The organism is Thermophilibacter provencensis, assembly GCF_900128445.1.
GTDB lineage: Bacteria > Actinomycetota > Coriobacteriia > Coriobacteriales > Atopobiaceae > Thermophilibacter > Thermophilibacter provencensis.
This window is the reverse complement of sequence record NZ_LT671417.1, coordinates 523,124-541,971: the sequence shown is the minus strand read 5'-3', so window position 1 is coordinate 541,971 and position 18,848 is coordinate 523,124. Positions and strand designations below refer to the sequence as shown.

The window sequence follows — 18,848 nt, the reverse complement described above, 5'->3', positions numbered from 1 at the left end:
GGGCGGGGCCGCTGCCCACGGAAGCTCTTATTTGCCCAGGGTGCGAACCCGTGCGCCTAGTGGCGGAAGTGGCGGTTTCCGGTGAAGACCATCGCGATGCCGTGCTCGTTGCAGGCCTCGATGGACTCGTCGTCGCGCTTGGAGCCGCCGGGCTGGATGATGCAGGTCACGCCGTGCTCGGCGAGCACGTCCACGTTGTCGCGGAACGGGAAGAAGGCATCAGAGGCGCAGGCGTAGCCGCCCTTCTCCACGCCCATGCGCTCGCAGGCCTCGTCGGCGCGCTCGCAGGCGAGAAGCGCGGAGTCAACGCGGTTGGGCTGGCCCGGTCCCATGCCGATGCCGGCCTTGCCCTTGGAGACGAGGATGGCGTTGGACTTCACGCCCTTGCAGACGCGCCATGCAAACATGAGCTCGTCCATCTCCTCGGGCGTGGGCTTGCGCTCGGTCGGGCAGGTGAAGGTCTCGGGGTCCTCGGAAACGGTGTCGACGTTCTGGACGAGAACGCCGCCGTCGATGGAGCGCAGCTCAAACTCGGCATGGCCCTCGGCGCCGCCGGTGGCGAGCACGCGCAGGTTGGGGCGCTTGGCCATGCGCTCGAGCGCCTCGGGCGTGTAGCCCGGGGCGATGATGACCTCCACGAACTGGCCGTTCTCGTCGAAGGCGTGCTCGACCAGCTCAAAGGGAACCTCGCGGTTGCAGGCGATGATGCCGCCGAAGGCGCTCTTGGGGTCGCACGCGAAGGCGCGGTCGTAGGCGGCGGTGACGTCGTCGGCGACGGCGGAGCCGCAGGGGTTCTGATGCTTGAGGATCACGCAGGCCGGGCCGTCGAACTCGCGCACGAGGTTCCAGGCGGCGTCGGCGTCGAGGTAGTTGTTGTAGGAGAGCGGCTTGCCCTGGACCTGCTCGGCTCCGACGAGGGGGTTGGCCGAGGAGAGCGCGTCGGCCATATCGTCGGCAAAGCGATAGACCGCGGCGGTCTGCTGGGGGTTCTCGCCGTAGCGCAGGTCATCGACCTTCTCGAGGTAGAATCCAAGCTCCTCGGGCATTGCGGGCTCTTCCTCGGCCTCGTCATCGGCAAAGTCCTCGTCATAGCGGTCGGCGAGCCACATGGCGATGGCGGCGTCATAGTTTGCCGTGGTCTCGTAGACCTTAAGCTGCAGGTAGCGGCGCAGCTCGAGCGAGGTGCAGCCATCGTTGGCGCGCATCTCGGCGAGGACCTCGTCATAGTCGGCCGGGTCGGAGACCACGGTCACGGAGGCGGCGTTCTTGGCCGCGGAGCGCAGCATGGAGGGGCCGCCGATGTCAATGTGCTCGATGGCGTCGTCGAAGGTGACGTCCGGCTTGGCCACGGTCTTCTCGAACTCATAGAGGTTCACGCACACGAGGTCGATCATGCCAATCCCGTGCTCCTCGGCCTCGGCCATGTGCGCGGGGTTGTCGCGGCGCGCGAGCAGGCCGCCGTGGACCTTGGGGTGCAGCGTCTTGACGCGACCGTCCATCATCTCGGGGAAGCCCGTGTACTGCTCGATGGGCACCACGTGCACGCCCGCCTCCTCAAGCACGCGCGCGGTGCCTCCGGTAGAGATGACCTCGACGCCGAACTCGTCCTCGAGCGCCTTGACGAAGTCGACCACGCCCGTCTTGTCCGTGACGGAGACGAGCGCTCGCTTGATGGGAGTATCTGCCATGGCCCCTCCTTGGGTTTGACGACGACATGTTGTACCGTCTCTTCTACGATACCGCAGCTGGAGGACAACATGACGCAGACGGAAAAGTTGACGTGGCGCACCTTTGTGCCGGAGGACTTCGAGCGCGCGGCGGTGCTTCTCGGCCGCACGTGGCTCCCCGAGTTTGACGGAGCCGCCCAGCGCGCGGCGAGCCAGATTGAGCTCGCCCACTACCTCTCCCAGACCACGTGGTCGCTCGTGGCCGAGCGCGCGGGGGAGATCTTGGGGGTGGTCCTTCTCGCCGAACGCGGGCAGGAGGTCCCCGAGGGCGCCGGCTGGGCCGAGCTCGAGGTGCGTCTGACGAGGGCGGCCGAGAAGGACGATAGGCTCGCGGAGGCAGTGCGCGTGGAGATGGACGGCGTGCGCGAGGAGGCGGAGCTCGAGCGCGAGTATGCCTCCGAGGACCCCGAGGGCGCCGACGCCACGGTGAAGCTGCTCATCGTCTCCCCCGACGCTAAGGGGCTCGGCATCGGGGGGAGGCTCTTCTCGGCGGCGCTCGACCACCTGCGCGAGACCGGCGCCCGCGGCTACCACCTGCTCACGGACGACAGCTGCGACTTTGGGTTCTACGAGCACAAGGGCCTCACTCAGGCCAGGCGCCGCCGCTCTCGCGCCTACTGGCCCGGCGTCGACCCCGCCGCGGACGAGTTCTACGTCTATGTCTACGAGCAGCGCCTGTAGCCCCCGGCCGGTGCGCGGGAGGTTTGCGCCGACCCCGTCTGGACGCATGCACCTGGGAAACGCCTTCGCGGCGCTCGTGGCGTGGCTCTCTGCCCGCGCGGCGGGCGGCGAGATGGTGCTGCGCGTCGAGGACCTAGATCCGCGCGCGGCCAGTCACGAGCGCGCGGAGCTTCTGATGGACGACCTCCGCTGGCTGGGGCTCGACTGGGACGAGGGCCCCTTCTGGCAGAGCGAGCGCGGTGCGGCCTACGCCGAGGCGCTTGCCCGGCTGGATGACGCCGGGCTGACCTATCCCTGCTTCTGCACGCGCGCGGAGCTGCACGCCGCAAGCGCTCCGCACGCCTCTGACGGCACGCCCATCTACGCGGGCACGTGCCGGGGCCTTCCCGCCGAGGAGGTGGCTCGCCGCGCGGCGGCGCGGCCCCCCGCGACCCGCCTGCGCGTGCCGGCGGAAGACGACCCCACAGGCACCATCGAGTTCTCCGACCTCGCCTTTGGCCCGCAGCGCGAGGTGCTGGCCCGCGCGTGCGGCGACTTTCTCGTACGACGCAGCGACGGCGTGGTGGCCTACCAGCTCGCCGTGGTCGTGGACGACGCGCTCATGGGCGTGACGCAGGTCGTGCGCGGGCGCGACCTCCTGGGCTCGTGCGCGAGGCAGATCTACCTGGGCGGGCTTCTTGGATACGAGCCCCCGGAGTACGGGCACGTCCCGCTGCTCGTGGCGCACGACGGGCGGCGCCTCGCAAAGCGCGAGAAGGACCTCGACCTTGGCGCCCTTCGTGCCCGCGGCGTGCGCGCCGAGCGCGTCGTGGGCGCGCTCGCCTGCGCGGCCGGCCTGGCACGGGCCGGATGGGAGGGGCGGCCGTCCGAGCTGGTGGCGAGCTTCTCGTGGAAGGCGCTCTCCGCGCGGCGGGCAGACATCGTCGTGGACGACGCGCTCCTCGGGCGGCTGCTTGCGTGAAAGTTGTGAGATCCGCGGTTGTGCGGTATGATGCTCAGGCATCACGTTGGAGAGCTGACCGAGAGGCCGAAGGTGCTCGCCTGCTAAGCGAGTATAGGATGCAAATCCTATCTGGGGTTCGAATCCCCAGCTCTCCGCCAGACTGTTCGGGCCCGTTCCGCGCTGCGGGGCGGGCCTTTTTGCCATGTGCGCGAGCCTGCCGACAGGGCCGAGGGCGGCGCGGCGCCTGCCCGGCCGGCGGTATGGAAGGCGTGGGTCCTGGCGCGCATCCATCGGCTTCGCGTCGGGCCGAGGACCGTCCTCGCAGCGCCGTCGTCACATCTCCAACATTTTTTGGAATCCCGCTTGACGCGCTGGGGGAGGCGTGGCAATATATCCAACTGCACGCGGCGTTACCTCAGCTGGATAGAGGACCTGACTACGAATCAGGGCGTCATAGGTTCGAATCCTATACGCCGCACCACGCAAAGCAAAGGGGCTCCTTCGGGAGTCCCTTTTTGCATGCCTCCGCGCTACATAAAGTACGCACCCCAGCCAACCCCCTCTCGCTTCAGCGCTGGTGGCGAGAAGAACCTGTGGCTAGGGTGCGTACGAGAAATGCCTACCCTGTTGCCTACCTGAGCCCAAAGTCCCCCAGACAGAGGTCGAGGTCCTCCTCGAAGGTGCCGAGCTCGATGCCCGCCGCCCGAATCTTGTCGGACGCCAGGCGGAAGTCGCGCGGCCGGTCCGCGTACGTGGTCTCGTCGGGCAGGATGAGGCGGTCGACCTCATCCGCCGGGCAGCCGAGGCGCTCGGCCACGAGCCGGGCGGTCTCGTACGTGGTACGGCCGTTCTGGCTGGCAACGTGGTACGCGCCGCTCGGAAGCTCGAGAATCTGCGGCAGCTGCCCCGCAAAGCGCTGCGCGTAGGTCATGTTCCGACGCTCGTGCACGCGGAAGGCCGCAGGCTCCCCGGAACGCAGGACGCGCATCACGTTAGTGAGGATGTTGGGCGAGGGCCGCACGCCGGGCATCGCCAGGCCGAACATCCACGAGAAGCGCAGGATGAGATAGTCGTCCACGTTCTCGCGAATCCAGGCGTCCGCCTCCATCTTCTGCTGGCCGTAGCGCGTCGTCGATGCCTGCTCGTCATCCTCGGAGAAGGGCGCCGGCCCCGGCGAGGCGTTGAAGCACTGCTCCGTGGAGATGAAGACCACGCGCCGGCCACGCTCCGCGCAGGCTCGCGCGATGGCGATGGAGGACTCGGTGTTCACGCGATGCGTGCCCTCGGGGTCCTGCTCGCAGTGGGCCGTCGTCGCGTCCGCGGCCATGTGCAGGCACACGTCAAACTCGGCCGCGCGGAAGAATTCCTCCACCCCGGCGGGGTCATGAAAGTCGACGTCGGTATGGGAGATGCAGGAAAACTCGCAGCTCCCGGCGTTGTAGAGACGCGCGAGGCTCGCAAGGTATCCGCGCGCGCCCGTAATGAGAACTCGTTTCATGCCCCTTCCTTCCTGACAATGGTGACGGGGCCGTTTGTCAGCATCCCCGTCACAGCACCTCGCCGGGACGCGAGGCGTAGCTTCGCAGGACCCGACACGTCCCCTCAATCGTATAGGAGTCGGCGCTCGCCGGCATGAGAAGCGAACGTGTGAAGGGCAGGTCCATCTCCCCCTCAGCGGTACGCACGCGCGCGGAGCCGGCCACGCAGGAGAGCACCTCGTAGCGGCCCTCCATCGGCTGCGTCCACGATCCGCGCACGTCGATGACATCTGAGGCAAAGAGCCGGTGCGTCACGCCGCGCCGCGTGCCGGCGGGATCGGAGGGGTCAAAGGCCCCCAGATGGCTGGGTTCAGGCCGGCACTCCGTCCGCAGCACGTCAAAGCCTTGCGCCACGTGGAGCTCTCGCCCCCGGCCCCAGTCGCAGATGCGATAGGTCTTGAAGCCGAGGCTCCCCACCTCGAGGGCGAAGACGCCCTTTCCCATGGCGTGGAGCGTCCCGGCCGGGATGAGGACGAAGTCCCCTTCGGACACGGGAACCTTGCGGCCGTACTTCTCGCCAAGCGTGTCGTCCGCCGCCGAGGAGCGCAGGGCCTCCACGTCATCGGTCGTGGTGCCGCAGTAGATGAAGGCGCCGGGATCCGCCGCGAGGATGTACCACGACTCGGTTTTCTCGTGATCACCCTCGTGCTCCTGAGCATAGGCCTCGTCCGGGTGAACCTGAACCGAGAGGTTCTCCCCCGCGTCCATCACGATAATCTGCACGATGCCGTCGTCGGCAAGGTCGCCCATGATCTCTGTGCGGTGCGTGCGGACGAGCTCGTCGAGCGGCACACCGTCAAAGGGGCCGCCCTCGACCGTGTTGACAAGGCCCTCGTGCACGGAGACGTCGAACGACTCCCCGTAGAGGGTCTCTCCCGCAATGCCGCGGGCCTCGTTGACGCGCGCCCCCGACCACACCGGAGAGATGTAGTTTGGTCTGAGCAGCAGCGGGCCCATCCCAGCCCCCTAGAGCTCGAAGGCGTCGGCGCCCGTGGACTCGAGGCGGGCCTTGAGCTCCTCGATGATGGGGATGCCGGCGCTGCAACCGATGCGCTCCGCCCCGGCGCTAACCATGGCGAGGAAGTCGTCCGCCGTGCGAATGCCGCCCGCTGCCTTGACCTTCACGCGCTCGTCCGTGTGCTCGCGCATGAGCTTGACGTCCTCGACAGTGGCGCCGCCGGTCGAGAAGCCCGTGGAGGTCTTGACGAAGGTCGGGAGCACCTTGCTCGCAATCTCGCAAAGCTTGAGCTTCTCGTCCTGGGTGAGGAGGCAGTTCTCGAAGATGACCTTGGAGGGAACGTCCGCCTCGCGGCAGATGGCCACGATCTGGGCCATCTCGTCCTCGATGTAGTCCCAGTTCCCGGCCTTGACCTCGGTGAGGTTGACCACGTAGTCGATCTCGTTCGCGCCGTTGGCGAGGGCGTCTCTGGTCTCGAACACCTTTACGGCGATGGTGGTCTGCCCAAGGGGGAAGCCAATGGCGGCGCCGGTGTGGATGTCGGTGCCGGCGAGCAGCTCGGAGCAGAGCTTGGACTGGACAGAGTTCACCGCGACCATCTTGAAGTGATAGCGCCTGGCCTCCTCGCAGAGCTTTTCCATGTCCGCACGCGTGGCGTCCGCGTGCAGGTTGGTGTGGTCGACGAGGCGGGCAAGATCATCAATCGTGTAGCGCTTCATGGCAGTCCTTTCGTTCGATCCGACCTTGCGCTGATACTAACATATAGATGACTTATTAGGCTGTCATATTCTATTTGTACCGTTTATGTCAGTTTTACTACCGTTCATAGGACCGTACTTCTCGCAATATGGACATTTTTTGTCTGACTTATATGATTCACTACAACCAACGTGACCGAAAGGAGCGCGTATGAACATTGTAGTGGCTTCCCACGGGAAGCTCTGCGAGGGACTTGTGGACGCCCTGCACATGATGGTTGCCGAGCCCGCCCCGATTGTCGCCGTCGGGCTTGACGAGCACGGCATCGACGACTTCCGCGAGCGCCTCGCCGCCGCTGTCGACGCATCGCTCGCCCAGGGAAAGACACTTATTATGTCTGACCTTATTGGCGGGACGCCGTATAACGAGGCGTACGCCCTCTTCCTCCAGCATCCCGAGGAGCTCCGCGTGGTTGCCGGGGCCAACTTCCCCATGCTCATCGAGGTGGGGATCGCCGCCGCAGATTCGGACGACCTCGATGAGGTGCTCGGCGTGGCGCTCGAGGCGGGACGAGGCGGCGTGGTCGCCGCGGAGCTTCCCGACGAGGGGTACGAGAGCGACGAGGACGACCTCTTTTAGCAACGTAGGCAAGGCGCCCGCATCCCGGGTGCCCAGGAAAGGAGAAAGACATGGCCATTGTGCTCGCACGCGTTGACGATCGAGTCATCCATGGGCAGACGACCACGAGATGGGTTGCCGTCAAGCCCGCCGACGCCATCCTCGTGATCAGCGACAAGGTTGCCGCAGACCAGCTGCGCTGCAAGGTCCTCAAGGCCGCCGCAGGCAAGCTCAAGCTGGGCATCTACACCCTCGCCCAGGGCCCCGAGGCCCTTGCCAAGGCGAGCGCCTCCCCGAAGAAGTTCTTCGTCATCTCTGACTCCATCAGGAACTTCGCCGACCTTACCAAGCTCGGCGGCAACTACGGGGACGTCCTCAACGTGGGCAACCTCAACGCCACCCGCGAGGGCACCAAGAACATGGGCAACACCGTCATGCTCAACGACGAGGACGTCGTGGCCCTTGACGAGCTCGCCGCGGCGGGCGTGGACATCCAGTTCCAGCTGCTTCCCGACGACTCAGTTCGCACCTGGCCCGAGCTCAAGGCCAAGTACCAGGCAATGTAGCAACCCCAACGAGAAAGGGAGAAAGACATGAACCTTGCGCTGCTGTTCCCCGCGCTCATGTGTGGCGTGTTCTGCTACCTCGGCGCCATCGAAAGCTGCTGCCTCTTTGGCATGAGCTGGGGCTACTACGTGATGGGCCGCCCGCTCGTCGCGGGCCTGCTCTGCGGCCTCGTGTTTGGAGACATCACCCAGGGCGTCCTGTGCGGTGTCGCCGTTCAGGCCGTCTTTATCGCCAACCTCTCGACCGGCGGAGCCACCAACTCCGAGATCACCTACGCCTCATACGGCGGCATCGGCCTTGCCATGGCAACGACCAAGGACCCCGCAATCGCGGTGACGCTTTCCGTGCTCATCGGCCAGACCCTCGGCCTGATCTTCTACAACACGCGCATGGCGCTCTACTCGTTCTTCAACAACGGCGCCTCTCGCGCCGCCGAGAATAACGACGACCGCGGCATCACCCTCTGGCACATCGTCTACCCGCAGATCTGCACCTTCTTCATTCGTGCGGTCCCCGTCTTCCTGATCGTCTTCTTCGGCCAGGGCGTCGTTGACGCGCTGCTCAACAGCGTGCCCGAGATCGTCACGCACATCATCTCCGTCCTCGGCGGCGTCCTGCCCGCCCTCGGAATCGGCATGCTCATGAACATCGTCATCAAGGACAAGATGCAGCTCATCTTCTTCCTTGCCGGCTTCGTCCTGCTGTCCTTTGCGGGCCTGTCGATGGTCGCGATCGTCTTCATCGCCGCGCTTGTCGCGTACCTCGTGTTCCTCTCCAGCGGTAAGTCCGCTGCCGAGCCGGAGGCGCAGACCGTAGCGGATGCCGATGCGCACGCAGTCTACGAGGACGACGACCTGTTCTAAGCACCGGAAAGGAGCACTCCCATGGCCACTGAAACCACTGACATGACCCAGCAGGGCGTCGGCGCCAACGGAAAGCCGCGCCTTACCAACAAGGAGCTCAACACGATCTGGCTGCGCTGGGCGTTCACCCACCTCGCCTCCATGAGCTACGAGAAGCTCCAGGGGCACGCCTACGCCTGGTCGTACATCCCGTTTGCGAACAAGTACTATGCTGACGACCCCGAGGCAAAGCGCCGCCTGCTCGTTCGACACTCAGTCTTCTTCAACACCGAGCCGCAGACCGGCCAGATCATCAACGGCATCGTGACCTCCCTCGAGGAGAACATCGCCCTGGGCGGCGAGGTCTCCGAGGAGATGCCCAACAACATCAAGGCCACGCTCATGGGGCCGCTCGCGGGCATCGGCGACTCCATCATCCAGGGCATCATCGTGCCTACGCTCCTCTCCATCGGCATGAGCCTCGCCAACGGCGGCAGCCCGCTCGGCCCGCTCTTCTACATCGTCGCCTACGGCATCGTCGGCCCCGTCATCTCCTTCATCAGCTACCGCACGGGTTACAAGCTGGGCGTGGGCGCCATCGACGTCATCGTCGGCGAGAGCGCGCGGCGCATCATGGACGCCTTCAACGTGCTCGGCATCATGGTCGTCGGCGCGCTCGCCGCAGGCAACATCGCCCTCACCACGACACTCAACATCCCGTTTGGAGACGAGTGGCAGCCGCTCCAGACCACGCTCGACGGCGTCTTCCCGGCACTTCTCCCGCTCATCGCGGTCCTCGTGACCTGGTGGATGCTCGGCAAGAAGCAGTACAGCCCCACCAAGGTCATCGTCATTCTCGCTGTCGCCATCAGCGTCCTGTGCGTCCTCGGCGTCTTCTAGGAAGGCCAGCGCCTTTTTGAACGATTGTTTATGCCCCACCCCTGGCGGGACCTGCGCTCTGCGCGGGTCCCGCGCGCGCTACAATCAACGAATCAGCGCACTCACCCGACGGCAGGATCATATGACCCTCTACGACCAAATCAAGGACGACCTCCTCTCAAAGATCAAGGACGGCACCTATCCCGAGGGGCAGACCATCCCCTCCGAGCTCGAGCTCGCCGAGATGTATGGCGTCAGCCGTCCCACCATCCGCCAGGCGCTCCAAATCCTCGTCAGCGACGGCTATCTTGAGAAGCGCAGGCGTCGCGGCACGGTAGTCACCAAGCCCAAGGTGAGCCAGTCCTTCACCATGAGCATCTCGAGCTTCGAGGACGCCATGCGCCTCGCGGGACGCCTCCCCAAGACCAAGGTCCTCGTGTTCAAGCGCGAGCGCGCGAACGCCGAGGTCGAGAAGCGCCTCGAGCTCACCCGCGGCCAGGACGTCTTCAAGCTCGTCCGACTCCGCTATGCCGACAACCTGCCAAACGTATTCGTGGAAAGCTACATTCCCTGCACGCTCTACCCCGGGCTCGACTCGTTCGACTTCAACGGGTCGAGCCTCTATGCCGCAATGGACACCTGCGGAAACCCCGTAATGACAGCACGACGACGCCTTGAGGTCATCAAGGCCGACGGAGCCGCCGCCGCGCTCCTCGACGTCGAGGCCGGAGACCCACTCCTGCTCTTCCACACCGTCGCGCGCGACGCCAACGGGACGGCCGTGGAGTACTCCGTGGCCACCTACCGAGGGGAAAGCAACAGCTTTGAGCTCAACGTCAGCCGAGTTTGAGCGCGGGCGGGGAGTCCACGCCCCGGCCTGACCGCCGCGCCGGCCTAAACTGCAGGTCACCGCTCGGGCCCTCCGACGAGAACGCGTACGGAACGCCCAGTCCGTCGCAGAGGTCCATCAGATCAACGATGTCATGCGCCTCTTCCGAGAGGTAGCTCCACAGCGAGTCGACGTCCCCGCAGAAGCCCAGCCTCAACAGCTGGGCGGCATCCCCTGCCGAAAGAGACACCCTGAGCGTCCGGTTCTTCTCGCCATAGGCGAGAAGAACCGACGGGCCGGCAAGCTCCTCGCACACCACGATCTTCTCGCCATCAGCGCCGACACGCATCACCCGCACGTCGCCCGCGCACTCGAACCTGGCAACCTCACGCTCTTCCATGGCAACCACCTTCCCTCTTGTCCCCGCTAACAGTATATCAGAACATTTGTTCTTTTAGAACACCTGTTCTTCTTCGGTTCGGGGCTCCGAGGACAGCTGCGGTCGAATGCCCTTCCCGTCTTCGCGGGCAAGGGCGACGGTCAGCGAGAAAAAACGGGGCCGCCCGCACGTGACGGACGGCCCCGCATCGGTCAAGACGACAGGCGTCAGGCCTCCGGGCGAATGACCTCAACGCCGCCCATGTACGGACGCAGGGCCTCGGGCACGGTAATGGAGCCGTCGGCGTTCTGATAGTTCTCCATGATGGCGGCCATCGTGCGGCCGACCGCGAGGCCGGAGCCGTTGAGCGTGTGGACGTAGCGCGTGCCCTTGAACTCCGCCGGGTCCTTGTAGCGGATGTTGGCGCGGCGAGCCTGGAAGTCCCAGCAGTTAGAGCAGGAGGAGATCTCCTTGTAGGCACCGTAGCTCGGCAGCCACACCTCGAGGTCGTAGCACTTGCAGGCGGAGAAGCCGATGTCACCGGTGCAGAGCGTCACCACGTGGTACGGCAGCCCGAGCGCCTGGAGCACCGCCTCTGCCTCGCCGACCATGCTCTCGAGCTGGTTCATCGAGTCCTCGGGCTTGGCAAACTTGACCATCTCGACCTTGTCGAACTGGTGGACGCGGATGATGCCGCGCGTATCGCGCCCGGCCGAACCCGCCTCCTCGCGGAAGCACGGCGTGAACGCGGTGTACCAGAGCGGCAGCTGGGAGGCCTCGAGCACCTCGCCGCGGTGGAGGTTGGTGAGCATGACCTCGGCAGTGGGGATGAGGTAGAGATCTGGGTTCACGTGATAGAGGTCGTCCTCGAACTTGGGCAGCTGGCCCGTGCCGAAGAGGGTCTCGCGGTTGGTGATGACGGGCATCCACCACTCCTTGAAGCCCGCCTTGACGTGCATGTCAACCATGAAGCTGATGAGCGCGCGCTCCATGCGGGCGCCCATGCCGCCGAGCACGTAGAAGCGGGTGCCCGCAACCTTGACGCCGCGGTCAAAGTCGATCATGCCCGTGGCCGGGCCAAGGTCCCAGTGCGCCTTGGGCTCAAAGCCGTCCGCAGAGAAGTCGCGCGGGGTGCCCCAGCGGCGCACCTCGGGGTTGTCGGAGTCGTCCTTGCCGTAGGGGACGCTCTCGTGCGGGATGTTGGGAATGCGGGACACCAGGTCAAAGAGGGCGGCCTCGACCTCGTTGCGGCGATCGTCCAGGCTGGCGATGCGGTCCTTGTTGGCAGCCACGCGCGCCTTGGCGGCCTCGGCCTCGTCCTTCTTGCCCTCGCGCATGAGCTGGCCGATCTGCTTGGAGACGGAGTTGCGCTCGGCCTGGAGCTTCTCGACCTCAGCGATGACGGAGCGACGCTCCTCGTCAAGCTCGAAGAACTTCTCGCGGTCCCAGTGGGCGTTCTGGCGGGACTCGCAGGCCTTGTCCACGACGTCGGGGTTCTCGCGGACGAACTTGATGTCGAGCATGCTGGCTCCTTGCTTTGAATGCGTGAACGTTGCCGGCGCTCGCGCGGCGGCTCCCCAAGTATATACTTGTGCGGATGAAACGACGCGTTCCCGGGAGGGTGCATGCAGGCGATTGGCGACTTCTTCACATGGCTCTTCAATGACCAGACGGGCGTCATCTGCCTGATTCTCGGCGGAATCGTCATCTGCCTGATCATTGCCCTGCTCATGGAGCGCACCACCAAGAAGCGCTACTTCAACCACGAGAAGTCCGAGGGTGACTGGGACCTCTTCGACGACGAGGGCGACGAGTAGCGGATTCGGCCCGCAGGTTCTTCTCGATTAACGCGCACTCGTGCACGGCTCTTCTTACGTTTGCCCAGTTGGCATTTAAGAACCCGTGCACGAGTGCGCGTTAATTCCCTATCAGCCGCTCGTCGGGAGGAGGGGGCGTGCTTCTCACCGTCAATCGGATGTCCGCGCTGAGAGCACTGCGGCGCGAGCGAGGCGAGAACGGCCGGCTGACCGGCGCCCGGACCGACCTCGCCGCGCCGGACCCTGCCCCGCAGCGACGCTGGACCGCCAGCATCATACCGAAGGGCCCGCTGGCGATTGACGAGTTGCCAAGCCACGAGCGCCCCCTTGACATCGTGGTCCCGCAGGCGCGTTTGCGACCGCGCGCCGCATTCTTCCGGAGCGCCGTGCATGGTGACGACATTCCGTCCGGCTCCTACATCAGCTTGGGTGAGGAGGTCGCCTCCGTTGGCCCCGAGCTGTTGTTCCTCGAGCTTGCGGGAGTTATGCACCCCATCGTCCACGCCCTCGTAGGCTACGAGCTCTGCGGCACCTACGCGCGCGACCCGCGCACGCCGCGAACGGGCAACGTGACGTTTGGCGTCGAGCCGGCCACCACGAAGGCGAGAATCGCGGAGTTTCTCGACGGCTGCCCAGGCCTGCGCGGCGTTGACCAGGCCCGCTGCGCCCTTGCGTATGTCGCTGACAACGCCTGGTCACCTACGGAGGCGCTCCTCGCGCTTCTCGTCCGCCTGCCCGTCACCGAGCTGGGCTTCGGCGCGGGGTCCGTGACCCTCAACGTCCGCCGCGAGACAACGGCCGAACTGCTGCAACGTGAGGTAAGGGCGTCGCGCGTGCCCGACATAGAGGTGGACGGAACGCCCATGGGATTCAACTATGACGGGTACGGGCACTTTGACCTCGCCTCCATCGCTCGGGCAGAGTCTGCCGAGGAGCGCACGGAGGCCATACGCGGCGTGCGCGAGAAATACCTCGACGACCTCAGGAGAAACCGAGAGCTCGCCGCGCGCGGCAAGATAATCCTGCCCGTCATCGCCGACGACCTGTTTGCCGACGGCGGGCTTGACACCGTCATGCTCGAGGCGTCCATGGCCTGCGAGGAGCTCTGCGGCCAATCGCTCGGGGACGTGCGCCTGGCACTCGCGTCTCCGCTGCTCGCCCGGAAACGCCAGAAACTCATCTGGTCGCTCCTCCCGTGGGAACCGGGGGCGCGCTACGCCCGTGCCATGGCGGCGCGCCCGGAGGCGAGCGACGCGGCGCCCGAGGACGTCCTCCTTTTGGGGGACGAGTTCGTGACGGTGGAGGAGGTTTCCCTCGCCGGAGATTAACGCGCACTCGTGCACGAGTTCTAAAGTGCCAACTGGGCAAACGCGAGAAGAACCGTGCACGAGTGCGCGTTAATCGCAGGCGTAGCAGGGGACGGGGCGGTCGCAGCCCGCGGCACAAAAAAGCCCCGGCGCGAAGCCGGGGCCGAACGTTTATGGTGCGGGCGAAAGGACTTGAACCTTCATGGAGTTGCCCCCATACGGACCTGAACCGTACGCGTCTGCCAATTCCGCCACGCCCGCGTGCAGAGGTCATTCTAGCGCATGCCCCACACCCTGCCAAGTGTTTTTCTCGGCAGGTTTTGGACGCGGGGCGCGGAGGTCGCGGCTGCGGTAGAATATCCCAACACGACACGGCAGCACGCAGCGCAAACGAAGGAGAGGCCGTGAGCGAACCCGCGGATGCGCCGCGCGCGGCGCAGCAGCAGACGTCCCCTCGGGAGGAGATCCTCCTGGGCAGGTACCGCGTTCTCGCGCGCCGGGGGACCGGCGGCTTTGGCACGGTGTGCACCTGCTGGGACCTGCGTCTCCAGCGCCGCGTTGCCATCAAGCGGCTCCCCATCCTCGATGACGCCGCAACCACGACGGCTGACGAGGCCCTCGCGGAGGCGCGCACGGCGTGCATGCTGGGACACCCCAACATCGTGACCGTCTTTGACTTTGAGTCTGACGGGGCGTACGCGTACATCGTCATGGAATACGTCGACGGGCTCAACCTCGCGGAGCTGCTCGCCCGCGTGGAGGGCGGCAGGCTCACCTGCGAGGAGTGCGCGCAGGTGCTCGACTCCGTGGCGCGCGCGCTCGAGTTTGCCCACGAGAACCGCGTTCTGCACCTGGACATCAAGCCCACCAACATCATGATTGACCGCCAGGGCGTGGTGAAGCTTGCGGACTTTGGCATGGCCACGCTCGCCTCGGCCGCCGGGTACGGCGGGGCGCGCGGCGGCACCGTCGGCTACATGCCCCCTGAGCAGATCGAGGGCATGCTCGTAGACGAGCGCAGCGATGTCTTCTCGCTCGCCGTCGTCCTCTGGCAGGCGCTCAGCGGCGCATGCCCCTTCGCCGCGGACTCCGCCGCCTCCTCGCTGCGCCTCATCGAGCGCGGACCTCGGCGACCCCTCTCCCGAGACTGCCCGGAGCTGGCCGGAGACCCCGAGCTCGTCCTCGCCGACGCGCTCGCCCCCCAGGCGTCCGCGCGGCCCGCCGACGTCCGAGAGTTCGCCGACGAGCTCCTCTCCTGGATGGGTGACCCGCATGCGGGCGCCGCATCGCTTAGGGAGCTCGTCGACCAGGCCGAGAAGGACGACGGGTCGACGGCCGCACTCGTGGGCGAGCGCCCGCCGCTCGCCCTGCGCCTCCCGTGGCTGCCGAGCGCAATCGGCCGTGCCGTCACCGCGCTCGCGACGTTTGCGACCGTGCGGCTCGCGCTTCCCGCGCTGCTTGGGCCCGAGTCCGGCTCCGCGGCGGCGGCGTCGCTCGCCTGCGCCGTCGCCGCCGCGGCTTGGCCACCCCTCGGCGGCGCGCTCGGCGGCCTGACGCTGGCGGCCGCGCTCGGCGTCACCGCCCGCGCGCCGTCGTCATTCCCGCTTGCGGCCGCGGTGGCGGCAGCCACCCTCGCGTGGTGGGCCTCCGTGGGACGAAGGGAGCGCCTTGGCGGCCTCGCCGTCCTTCTCCCCTGCTGTCTGCCCACGCCCGTCGCGGGCGCGGGCGTCGCGGGGTACGCGTTCGACCCCGGTCCCGCCGCGGTTACGGGCGCTGTCGGCTACCTGCTGGGAAGCCTCTTCGGTCACGCCGTAGACGCGGGGTTTTCCGCCACGGTGACCGTCGCGGCGCTGATCGCCGAGTGGGCGAGCCCGGCGTTTTGGGCCGTCTGCGCGGGCGCGGCGCTCTGCGGTGCCGTCTCGTCCGCCGTGGCCCTGCGCGGCTCGGTGGCGGCGGGGGTCTGCGGCCAGATCCTTGGCCTCTGCCTCCTTGTTGGCTCCGAGGTCATTGCGGCCAGCATGGAGAATGCCGGTATATGGAGCGCCCTCGATTGGGAGGCCGTCGTCATTGCGGTACTCTTGACTGTGCTTTTGTGCATTGCGACAGTCCTCAGAGGGCCGCTCTTCGAGGACCTGGATGACGAGGATGGGTACCATGAGCTTCCTCAGTGACTTTGAGGGGCGCATCAGCTCCGTGTTCGGGGCCGCGCCGCAGGGATATACCGAGCCGTTCTCCTTCAAGAAGCTCGCCAAGCGCGCAGCGCGCGAGATGGAGAACGAGACGTACGAGATTGACGGCGTGGATACCGCGCCGGCGCTCTACACCGTGCTCGTCTCCTCCTCTGACGACTCCCTCATGCGACCGCTCTACGAGCAGATCACCTACGAGATCTCCTCGTTCGTCACGGCCCAGGCCCAGAAGAGGGGCTATGCCTTCGTGGGCAGCCCCCTCGTGCGCTTCATGGTCGACCCGTCCCAGCGCTCCGGCAAGTTCGCCGTCTTCGCGGAGAACGTCGACGCGCGGACGCTCAACCGCCTGCGCGAGGAGGAGCGCGCGTTCCTCGCGGGCAACTCGAGCGCGGGCGGCGCCGCGGCCAAGATCAATCGCCGCGGACCGCAGCCGCGGCCCACGCGCCGACAGTCCGAGCGCGTCATGCCGGTCGCCCCGCACGAGCCCGAGCCCCGTCCCTCGCTGTCTGACTCCGAGGCTGGCCTCGAGGTCATGCCTGCCGAGTTCGACGATGTCGCGGGACCCGTCGCCTCCGCGTCCGAGTCCACGCCCATGCCCGTCGCGGCCGCCGGGACGCCGCTCGTCGCGCCCGCGGCGCAGCCCGCCGCCATCCCGGTGCCGCAGACGCAGCGGCGCAACGTCCCGCTCGTCGACATGAGGCGCGGCGTGGGCGCGGACGCGGTCGCCGGCATCGCCGGCGCGGTCCCCGGGGCCGCCGCCGTGGCATCCTCCGTCCCCGCCCCGACGCCCGTGCCCGCACCCGCGCCCGCGGCGCCGGCCGAGGACGAGAGCGTGGCCACCTGCCTGCTCATCGACCGCCAGACCGGGAGGACCTTCTCGGCCAAGGCGCCCGCGACCGTCATCGGGCGCGAGCGCTCCCAGGCCGGCGTCGTCCTGCGCGACCCCAACGTCTCCCGCCGGCACGCCCAGCTCTCCTTTGACGGGCGCGACTGGCACATCACCGACCTCAACTCCACCAACGGCACGCTCGTGAACGACGTCGATGTCCAGGACTGCATCCTGCGCGACGGCGACCTCATCACGCTCGGCCTCGTGAACCTCGAGTTCAGGGAGATGCGCGCATGATCGACCTCGTCCTCTTTGTGGGGCGCGTCCTTCTCGTCGTCGTCCTGTACATCTTCCTCTTCGCCGTCATGCGGACGGGCGTGGGCCTCGTGCGGGGCCAGCGCCGCGATGCGGCGATTTGGTCCGTGGACGTGGAGAAGGGCACCCGCTCGCTCAGGGGCCTGCACGTCGACATCCTCGGCCCCGTCGTCATCGGGCGCTCCCCCTCGTCGGACATCGTCGTTGACGAGCCCTACGTCTCGTCCACGCACGCCCGCTTCACCCTCCAGGGACCGGCCCTCGTGCTCGAGGACCTCGGCTCCACCAACGGAACGCTCGTCAACGGGCACGGCATCGAGCAGCCCGTCACGCTGAGGGAGGGCGACGAGGTCCAGGTGGGCGACACCATCATGAGGGTGAGCCGCGGATGACGGAGGAGTCTCAGGTCATCGCAGCTCCGGAGCCCACCAACGCCCCGGGTCGCGCCGAGATGCCCGTCGAGGGGCGCGCCGGTGCGGACACCGTCTCTGGCTCCAACGGGTTCATATCCTGGGGCTCGCGCAGCGACGTGGGCCTCGTTCGCGGCCACAATGAGGACTCGTTCTTCCTCCGTGCGCCGCTCTTTGTGGTGTCCGACGGCATGGGCGGCCACGCGGCCGGCGAGGTCGCCAGCTCCATCGCCGTGGACACCATCGGCGAGCGCGCGCCCGCGACCGCCGACGACGTTCTTCTCGGCGCGGCCGTCGAGGCCGCCAACCAGGCCGTGATCAAGGGCGCCGAGGACGGCATCGGCAAGCCCGGGATGGGCTGCACCGCCACCGCCATCCTCATCGAGAAGAACAAGATGGCCGTGGCCCACGTCGGCGACTCGCGCGCCTACGTGCTGCACCACGGCACGCTCGTGCGCGTCACGCACGACCACTCCTATGTCGAGGAGCTCGTCGACTCCGGCCAGATCACGGCAGACGAGGCGCGCACGCACCCTTCGCGCTCCATCATCACTCGTGCGCTCGGCTCGGACCCGGACATGTACGCGGACCACTTCTCCCTCGAGGTCAACACCGGCGACCGCATCATCCTGTGCTCGGACGGCCTCTCGTCGATGATCTCCGACAGCGAGATAGAGTCCGTCGCCGTGTCCAGCGCCACTCCGCAGCAGGCGGCCGACAACCTCGTCTCCGCCGCGCTCACGGCGGGCGGCGCGGACAACGTCACCGTCATCGTCGTTGACGTCCTGAACGACGGCGTCGCCGACGAGATTCGCCGGCGGCTCGTCCGCCGTGCCGCCATGATCACGAGCGCCGTGGCGGGAGTCCTCATCGCCGCCCTTCTCGTGACCGCGGCCTTCGTCCGCAGCGAGTGGTACCTCGCCGAGAACGGCGGCACCGTCGCCATCTACCGCGGCATCAAGGGCGACATCCTCGGCATCCCGCTGAGCGAGCTCGTGGGGACGAGTGCCGTGAAGGTGAGCGACCTCCCCTCGTCCGTCCAAGACCAGCTCGAGCAGGGCATACGCGTGAACGGCGAGGAGGCGGCGCTTGCGACGATCGACTCCTACCACCGTCAGATCGACGAGGAGGCCGTGAGGGCGGCCCAGGTGGCCGAGGGGGCAAAGTCCGACGGTCAGCCCGGGGCCGAGGAAAGCGGCGCCGCGGAGGACGCCGACCAGTCGGACCAGGACGCTGCCGAGGCCTCTCCGACCGAGGGGCAGGCCGGTGACGCGCAGACGAACGGAGGAGAGTGAGATGGCGAGAAGAACGCACTTCTCCG

19 protein-coding genes and 3 tRNA genes are annotated in these 18,848 nt (G+C 67.0%); 15 read left to right on the top strand and 7 right to left on the bottom strand.

Annotated elements, in window-relative coordinates; translation table 11 throughout:
- Positions 1 to 56: 56 nt before the first annotated feature.
- A complete protein-coding gene (purH, locus tag BQ7391_RS02380; protein ID WP_075279139.1) occupies positions 57 to 1,688 on the bottom strand; it encodes a bifunctional phosphoribosylaminoimidazolecarboxamide formyltransferase/IMP cyclohydrolase in 1,632 nt (543 codons plus the stop codon).
- 69 nt (positions 1,689 to 1,757) lie between these two features.
- On the opposite strand from purH, the gene BQ7391_RS02375 reads away from it, so the two are divergent.
- The 4 genes from BQ7391_RS02375 (at position 1,758) to BQ7391_RS02360 (ending at position 3,832) form a co-directional block, all read left to right on the top strand.
- Positions 1,758 to 2,408: a GNAT family N-acetyltransferase gene (locus BQ7391_RS02375; protein WP_075279138.1), complete on the top strand. Its 651-nt coding sequence runs from the start codon at positions 1,758 to 1,760 to the stop codon at positions 2,406 to 2,408.
- Complete coding sequence (gene gluQRS / locus BQ7391_RS02370) at positions 2,386 to 3,369, top strand: tRNA glutamyl-Q(34) synthetase GluQRS (protein ID WP_075279137.1); 984 nt, start codon at positions 2,386 to 2,388, stop codon at positions 3,367 to 3,369. The genes BQ7391_RS02375 and gluQRS overlap by 23 nt, the downstream gene beginning before the upstream one ends.
- Before the next feature lie 48 nt (positions 3,370 to 3,417).
- Positions 3,418 to 3,509 (top strand) — tRNA-Ser (locus BQ7391_RS02365).
- Between the two features lie 246 nt (positions 3,510 to 3,755).
- Positions 3,756 to 3,832, top strand: a tRNA-Arg gene (locus tag BQ7391_RS02360).
- A gap of 150 nt (positions 3,833 to 3,982) precedes the next feature.
- On the opposite strand, the gene BQ7391_RS02355 is transcribed toward BQ7391_RS02360, so the two are convergent.
- The 3 genes from BQ7391_RS02355 to deoC are packed head-to-tail and all read right to left on the bottom strand — an operon-like array spanning position 3,983 to position 6,566.
- Positions 3,983 to 4,849 (bottom strand): SDR family oxidoreductase, encoded by an 867-nt coding sequence (locus BQ7391_RS02355; protein ID WP_075279136.1) that lies wholly within the window; start codon positions 4,847 to 4,849, stop codon positions 3,983 to 3,985.
- Positions 4,850 to 4,898: 49 nt separating this feature from the next.
- Complete coding sequence (locus BQ7391_RS12305; protein ID WP_075279135.1) at positions 4,899 to 5,846, bottom strand: class I mannose-6-phosphate isomerase; 948 nt, start codon at positions 5,844 to 5,846, stop codon at positions 4,899 to 4,901.
- Between the two features lie 9 nt (positions 5,847 to 5,855).
- Positions 5,856 to 6,566 (bottom strand): deoxyribose-phosphate aldolase, encoded by a 711-nt coding sequence (gene deoC, locus BQ7391_RS02345; protein ID WP_075279134.1) that lies wholly within the window; start codon positions 6,564 to 6,566, stop codon positions 5,856 to 5,858.
- Between the two features lie 190 nt (positions 6,567 to 6,756).
- On the opposite strand from deoC, the gene BQ7391_RS02340 reads away from it, so the two are divergent.
- The 5 genes from BQ7391_RS02340 to BQ7391_RS02320 all read left to right on the top strand — a co-directional run bounded on the left by BQ7391_RS02340 (position 6,757) and on the right by BQ7391_RS02320 (position 10,302).
- Positions 6,757 to 7,185, top strand: coding sequence for a PTS sugar transporter subunit IIA (locus BQ7391_RS02340; RefSeq protein WP_075279133.1), 429 nt, complete (start codon positions 6,757 to 6,759; stop codon positions 7,183 to 7,185).
- 50 nt (positions 7,186 to 7,235) lie between these two features.
- Positions 7,236 to 7,730 carry a PTS sugar transporter subunit IIB gene (locus BQ7391_RS02335; protein WP_075279132.1) on the top strand — a complete coding sequence of 165 codons (495 nt, stop codon included), beginning with the start codon at positions 7,236 to 7,238 and terminating at the stop codon, positions 7,728 to 7,730.
- 27 nt (positions 7,731 to 7,757) lie between these two features.
- Positions 7,758 to 8,594, top strand: coding sequence for a PTS mannose/fructose/sorbose/N-acetylgalactosamine transporter subunit IIC (locus tag BQ7391_RS02330; protein ID WP_075279131.1), 837 nt, complete (start codon positions 7,758 to 7,760; stop codon positions 8,592 to 8,594).
- Between the two features lie 21 nt (positions 8,595 to 8,615).
- On the top strand, positions 8,616 to 9,473 hold the full coding sequence (locus BQ7391_RS02325; protein WP_200799565.1) for a PTS system mannose/fructose/sorbose family transporter subunit IID: 858 nt from the start codon (positions 8,616 to 8,618) through the stop codon (positions 9,471 to 9,473).
- Between the two features lie 121 nt (positions 9,474 to 9,594).
- Positions 9,595 to 10,302 carry a GntR family transcriptional regulator gene (locus BQ7391_RS02320; protein ID WP_075279129.1) on the top strand — a complete coding sequence of 236 codons (708 nt, stop codon included), beginning with the start codon at positions 9,595 to 9,597 and terminating at the stop codon, positions 10,300 to 10,302.
- On the opposite strand, the gene BQ7391_RS02315 is transcribed toward BQ7391_RS02320, so the two are convergent.
- Both BQ7391_RS02315 and serS read right to left on the bottom strand, forming a co-directional pair.
- Positions 10,289 to 10,681, bottom strand: a complete 393-nt coding sequence (locus tag BQ7391_RS02315; RefSeq protein ID WP_075279128.1) for a hypothetical protein — start codon at positions 10,679 to 10,681, stop codon at positions 10,289 to 10,291. The two genes, BQ7391_RS02320 and BQ7391_RS02315, sit on opposite strands and share 14 nt — an antisense overlap.
- Positions 10,682 to 10,887: 206 nt before the next feature.
- The gene (gene serS, locus BQ7391_RS02310) at positions 10,888 to 12,183 is read right to left on the bottom strand and encodes a serine--tRNA ligase (protein ID WP_075279127.1); all 1,296 of its coding nucleotides are present in this window, start codon (positions 12,181 to 12,183) and stop codon (positions 10,888 to 10,890) included.
- Positions 12,184 to 12,285: 102 nt separating this feature from the next.
- Between serS and BQ7391_RS02305 the strand changes: the two genes are divergently transcribed.
- On the top strand, positions 12,286 to 12,477 hold the full coding sequence (locus BQ7391_RS02305) for a DUF6724 family protein (RefSeq protein WP_075279126.1): 192 nt from the start codon (positions 12,286 to 12,288) through the stop codon (positions 12,475 to 12,477).
- A gap of 137 nt (positions 12,478 to 12,614) precedes the next feature.
- A complete protein-coding gene (locus BQ7391_RS02300) occupies positions 12,615 to 13,805 on the top strand; it encodes a hypothetical protein (RefSeq protein WP_075279125.1) in 1,191 nt (396 codons plus the stop codon).
- A gap of 153 nt (positions 13,806 to 13,958) precedes the next feature.
- On the opposite strand, the gene BQ7391_RS02295 is transcribed toward BQ7391_RS02300, so the two are convergent.
- Positions 13,959 to 14,045: transfer RNA gene (locus BQ7391_RS02295), tRNA-Leu, on the bottom strand.
- A gap of 143 nt (positions 14,046 to 14,188) precedes the next feature.
- On the opposite strand from BQ7391_RS02295, the gene BQ7391_RS02290 reads away from it, so the two are divergent.
- From BQ7391_RS02290 to BQ7391_RS02275, 4 genes are read left to right on the top strand one after another with little or no spacing between them, the layout of a single operon-like run.
- A complete protein-coding gene (locus tag BQ7391_RS02290) occupies positions 14,189 to 15,955 on the top strand; it encodes a serine/threonine-protein kinase (protein WP_075279124.1) in 1,767 nt (588 codons plus the stop codon).
- Positions 15,939 to 17,099, top strand: coding sequence for an FHA domain-containing protein (locus BQ7391_RS02285; RefSeq protein ID WP_075279123.1), 1,161 nt, complete (start codon positions 15,939 to 15,941; stop codon positions 17,097 to 17,099). Before BQ7391_RS02290 ends, BQ7391_RS02285 begins: the two co-directional genes overlap by 17 nt.
- Positions 17,096 to 17,509: an FHA domain-containing protein gene (locus BQ7391_RS02280; protein ID WP_075279122.1), complete on the top strand. Its 414-nt coding sequence runs from the start codon at positions 17,096 to 17,098 to the stop codon at positions 17,507 to 17,509. The genes BQ7391_RS02285 and BQ7391_RS02280 overlap by 4 nt, the downstream gene beginning before the upstream one ends.
- A complete protein-coding gene (locus tag BQ7391_RS02275) occupies positions 17,506 to 18,822 on the top strand; it encodes a Stp1/IreP family PP2C-type Ser/Thr phosphatase (protein WP_075279121.1) in 1,317 nt (438 codons plus the stop codon). The genes BQ7391_RS02280 and BQ7391_RS02275 overlap by 4 nt, the downstream gene beginning before the upstream one ends.
- Positions 18,823 to 18,848: the final 26 nt, after the last annotated feature.

Excerpts from the sequence above, each read along its gene's own strand:
- BQ7391_RS02280 (WP_075279122.1), top strand. The coding sequence starts at position 17,096 with ATGATCGACCTCGTCCTCTTTGTGGGGCGCGTCCTTCTCGTCGTCGTC.
- BQ7391_RS02285 (WP_075279123.1), top strand. The coding sequence starts at position 15,939 with ATGAGCTTCCTCAGTGACTTTGAGGGGCGCATCAGCTCCGTGTTCGGG.
- BQ7391_RS02375 (WP_075279138.1), top strand. The coding sequence starts at position 1,758 with ATGACGCAGACGGAAAAGTTGACGTGGCGCACCTTTGTGCCGGAGGAC.
- BQ7391_RS02325 (WP_200799565.1), top strand. The coding sequence starts at position 8,616 with ATGGCCACTGAAACCACTGACATGACCCAGCAGGGCGTCGGCGCCAAC.
- BQ7391_RS02330 (WP_075279131.1), top strand. The coding sequence starts at position 7,758 with ATGAACCTTGCGCTGCTGTTCCCCGCGCTCATGTGTGGCGTGTTCTGC.
- BQ7391_RS02305 (WP_075279126.1), top strand. The coding sequence starts at position 12,286 with ATGCAGGCGATTGGCGACTTCTTCACATGGCTCTTCAATGACCAGACG.
- serS (WP_075279127.1), bottom strand. The coding sequence starts at position 12,183 with ATGCTCGACATCAAGTTCGTCCGCGAGAACCCCGACGTCGTGGACAAG.
- BQ7391_RS02320 (WP_075279129.1), top strand. The coding sequence starts at position 9,595 with ATGACCCTCTACGACCAAATCAAGGACGACCTCCTCTCAAAGATCAAG.
- BQ7391_RS12305 (WP_075279135.1), bottom strand. The coding sequence starts at position 5,846 with ATGGGCCCGCTGCTGCTCAGACCAAACTACATCTCTCCGGTGTGGTCG.
- purH (WP_075279139.1), bottom strand. The coding sequence starts at position 1,688 with ATGGCAGATACTCCCATCAAGCGAGCGCTCGTCTCCGTCACGGACAAG.
- BQ7391_RS02275 (WP_075279121.1), top strand. The coding sequence starts at position 17,506 with ATGACGGAGGAGTCTCAGGTCATCGCAGCTCCGGAGCCCACCAACGCC.
- BQ7391_RS02335 (WP_075279132.1), top strand. The coding sequence starts at position 7,236 with ATGGCCATTGTGCTCGCACGCGTTGACGATCGAGTCATCCATGGGCAG.
- gluQRS (WP_075279137.1), top strand. The coding sequence starts at position 2,386 with ATGTCTACGAGCAGCGCCTGTAGCCCCCGGCCGGTGCGCGGGAGGTTT.
- BQ7391_RS02340 (WP_075279133.1), top strand. The coding sequence starts at position 6,757 with ATGAACATTGTAGTGGCTTCCCACGGGAAGCTCTGCGAGGGACTTGTG.
- BQ7391_RS02315 (WP_075279128.1), bottom strand. The coding sequence starts at position 10,681 with ATGGAAGAGCGTGAGGTTGCCAGGTTCGAGTGCGCGGGCGACGTGCGG.
- BQ7391_RS02355 (WP_075279136.1), bottom strand. The coding sequence starts at position 4,849 with ATGAAACGAGTTCTCATTACGGGCGCGCGCGGATACCTTGCGAGCCTC.
- deoC (WP_075279134.1), bottom strand. The coding sequence starts at position 6,566 with ATGAAGCGCTACACGATTGATGATCTTGCCCGCCTCGTCGACCACACC.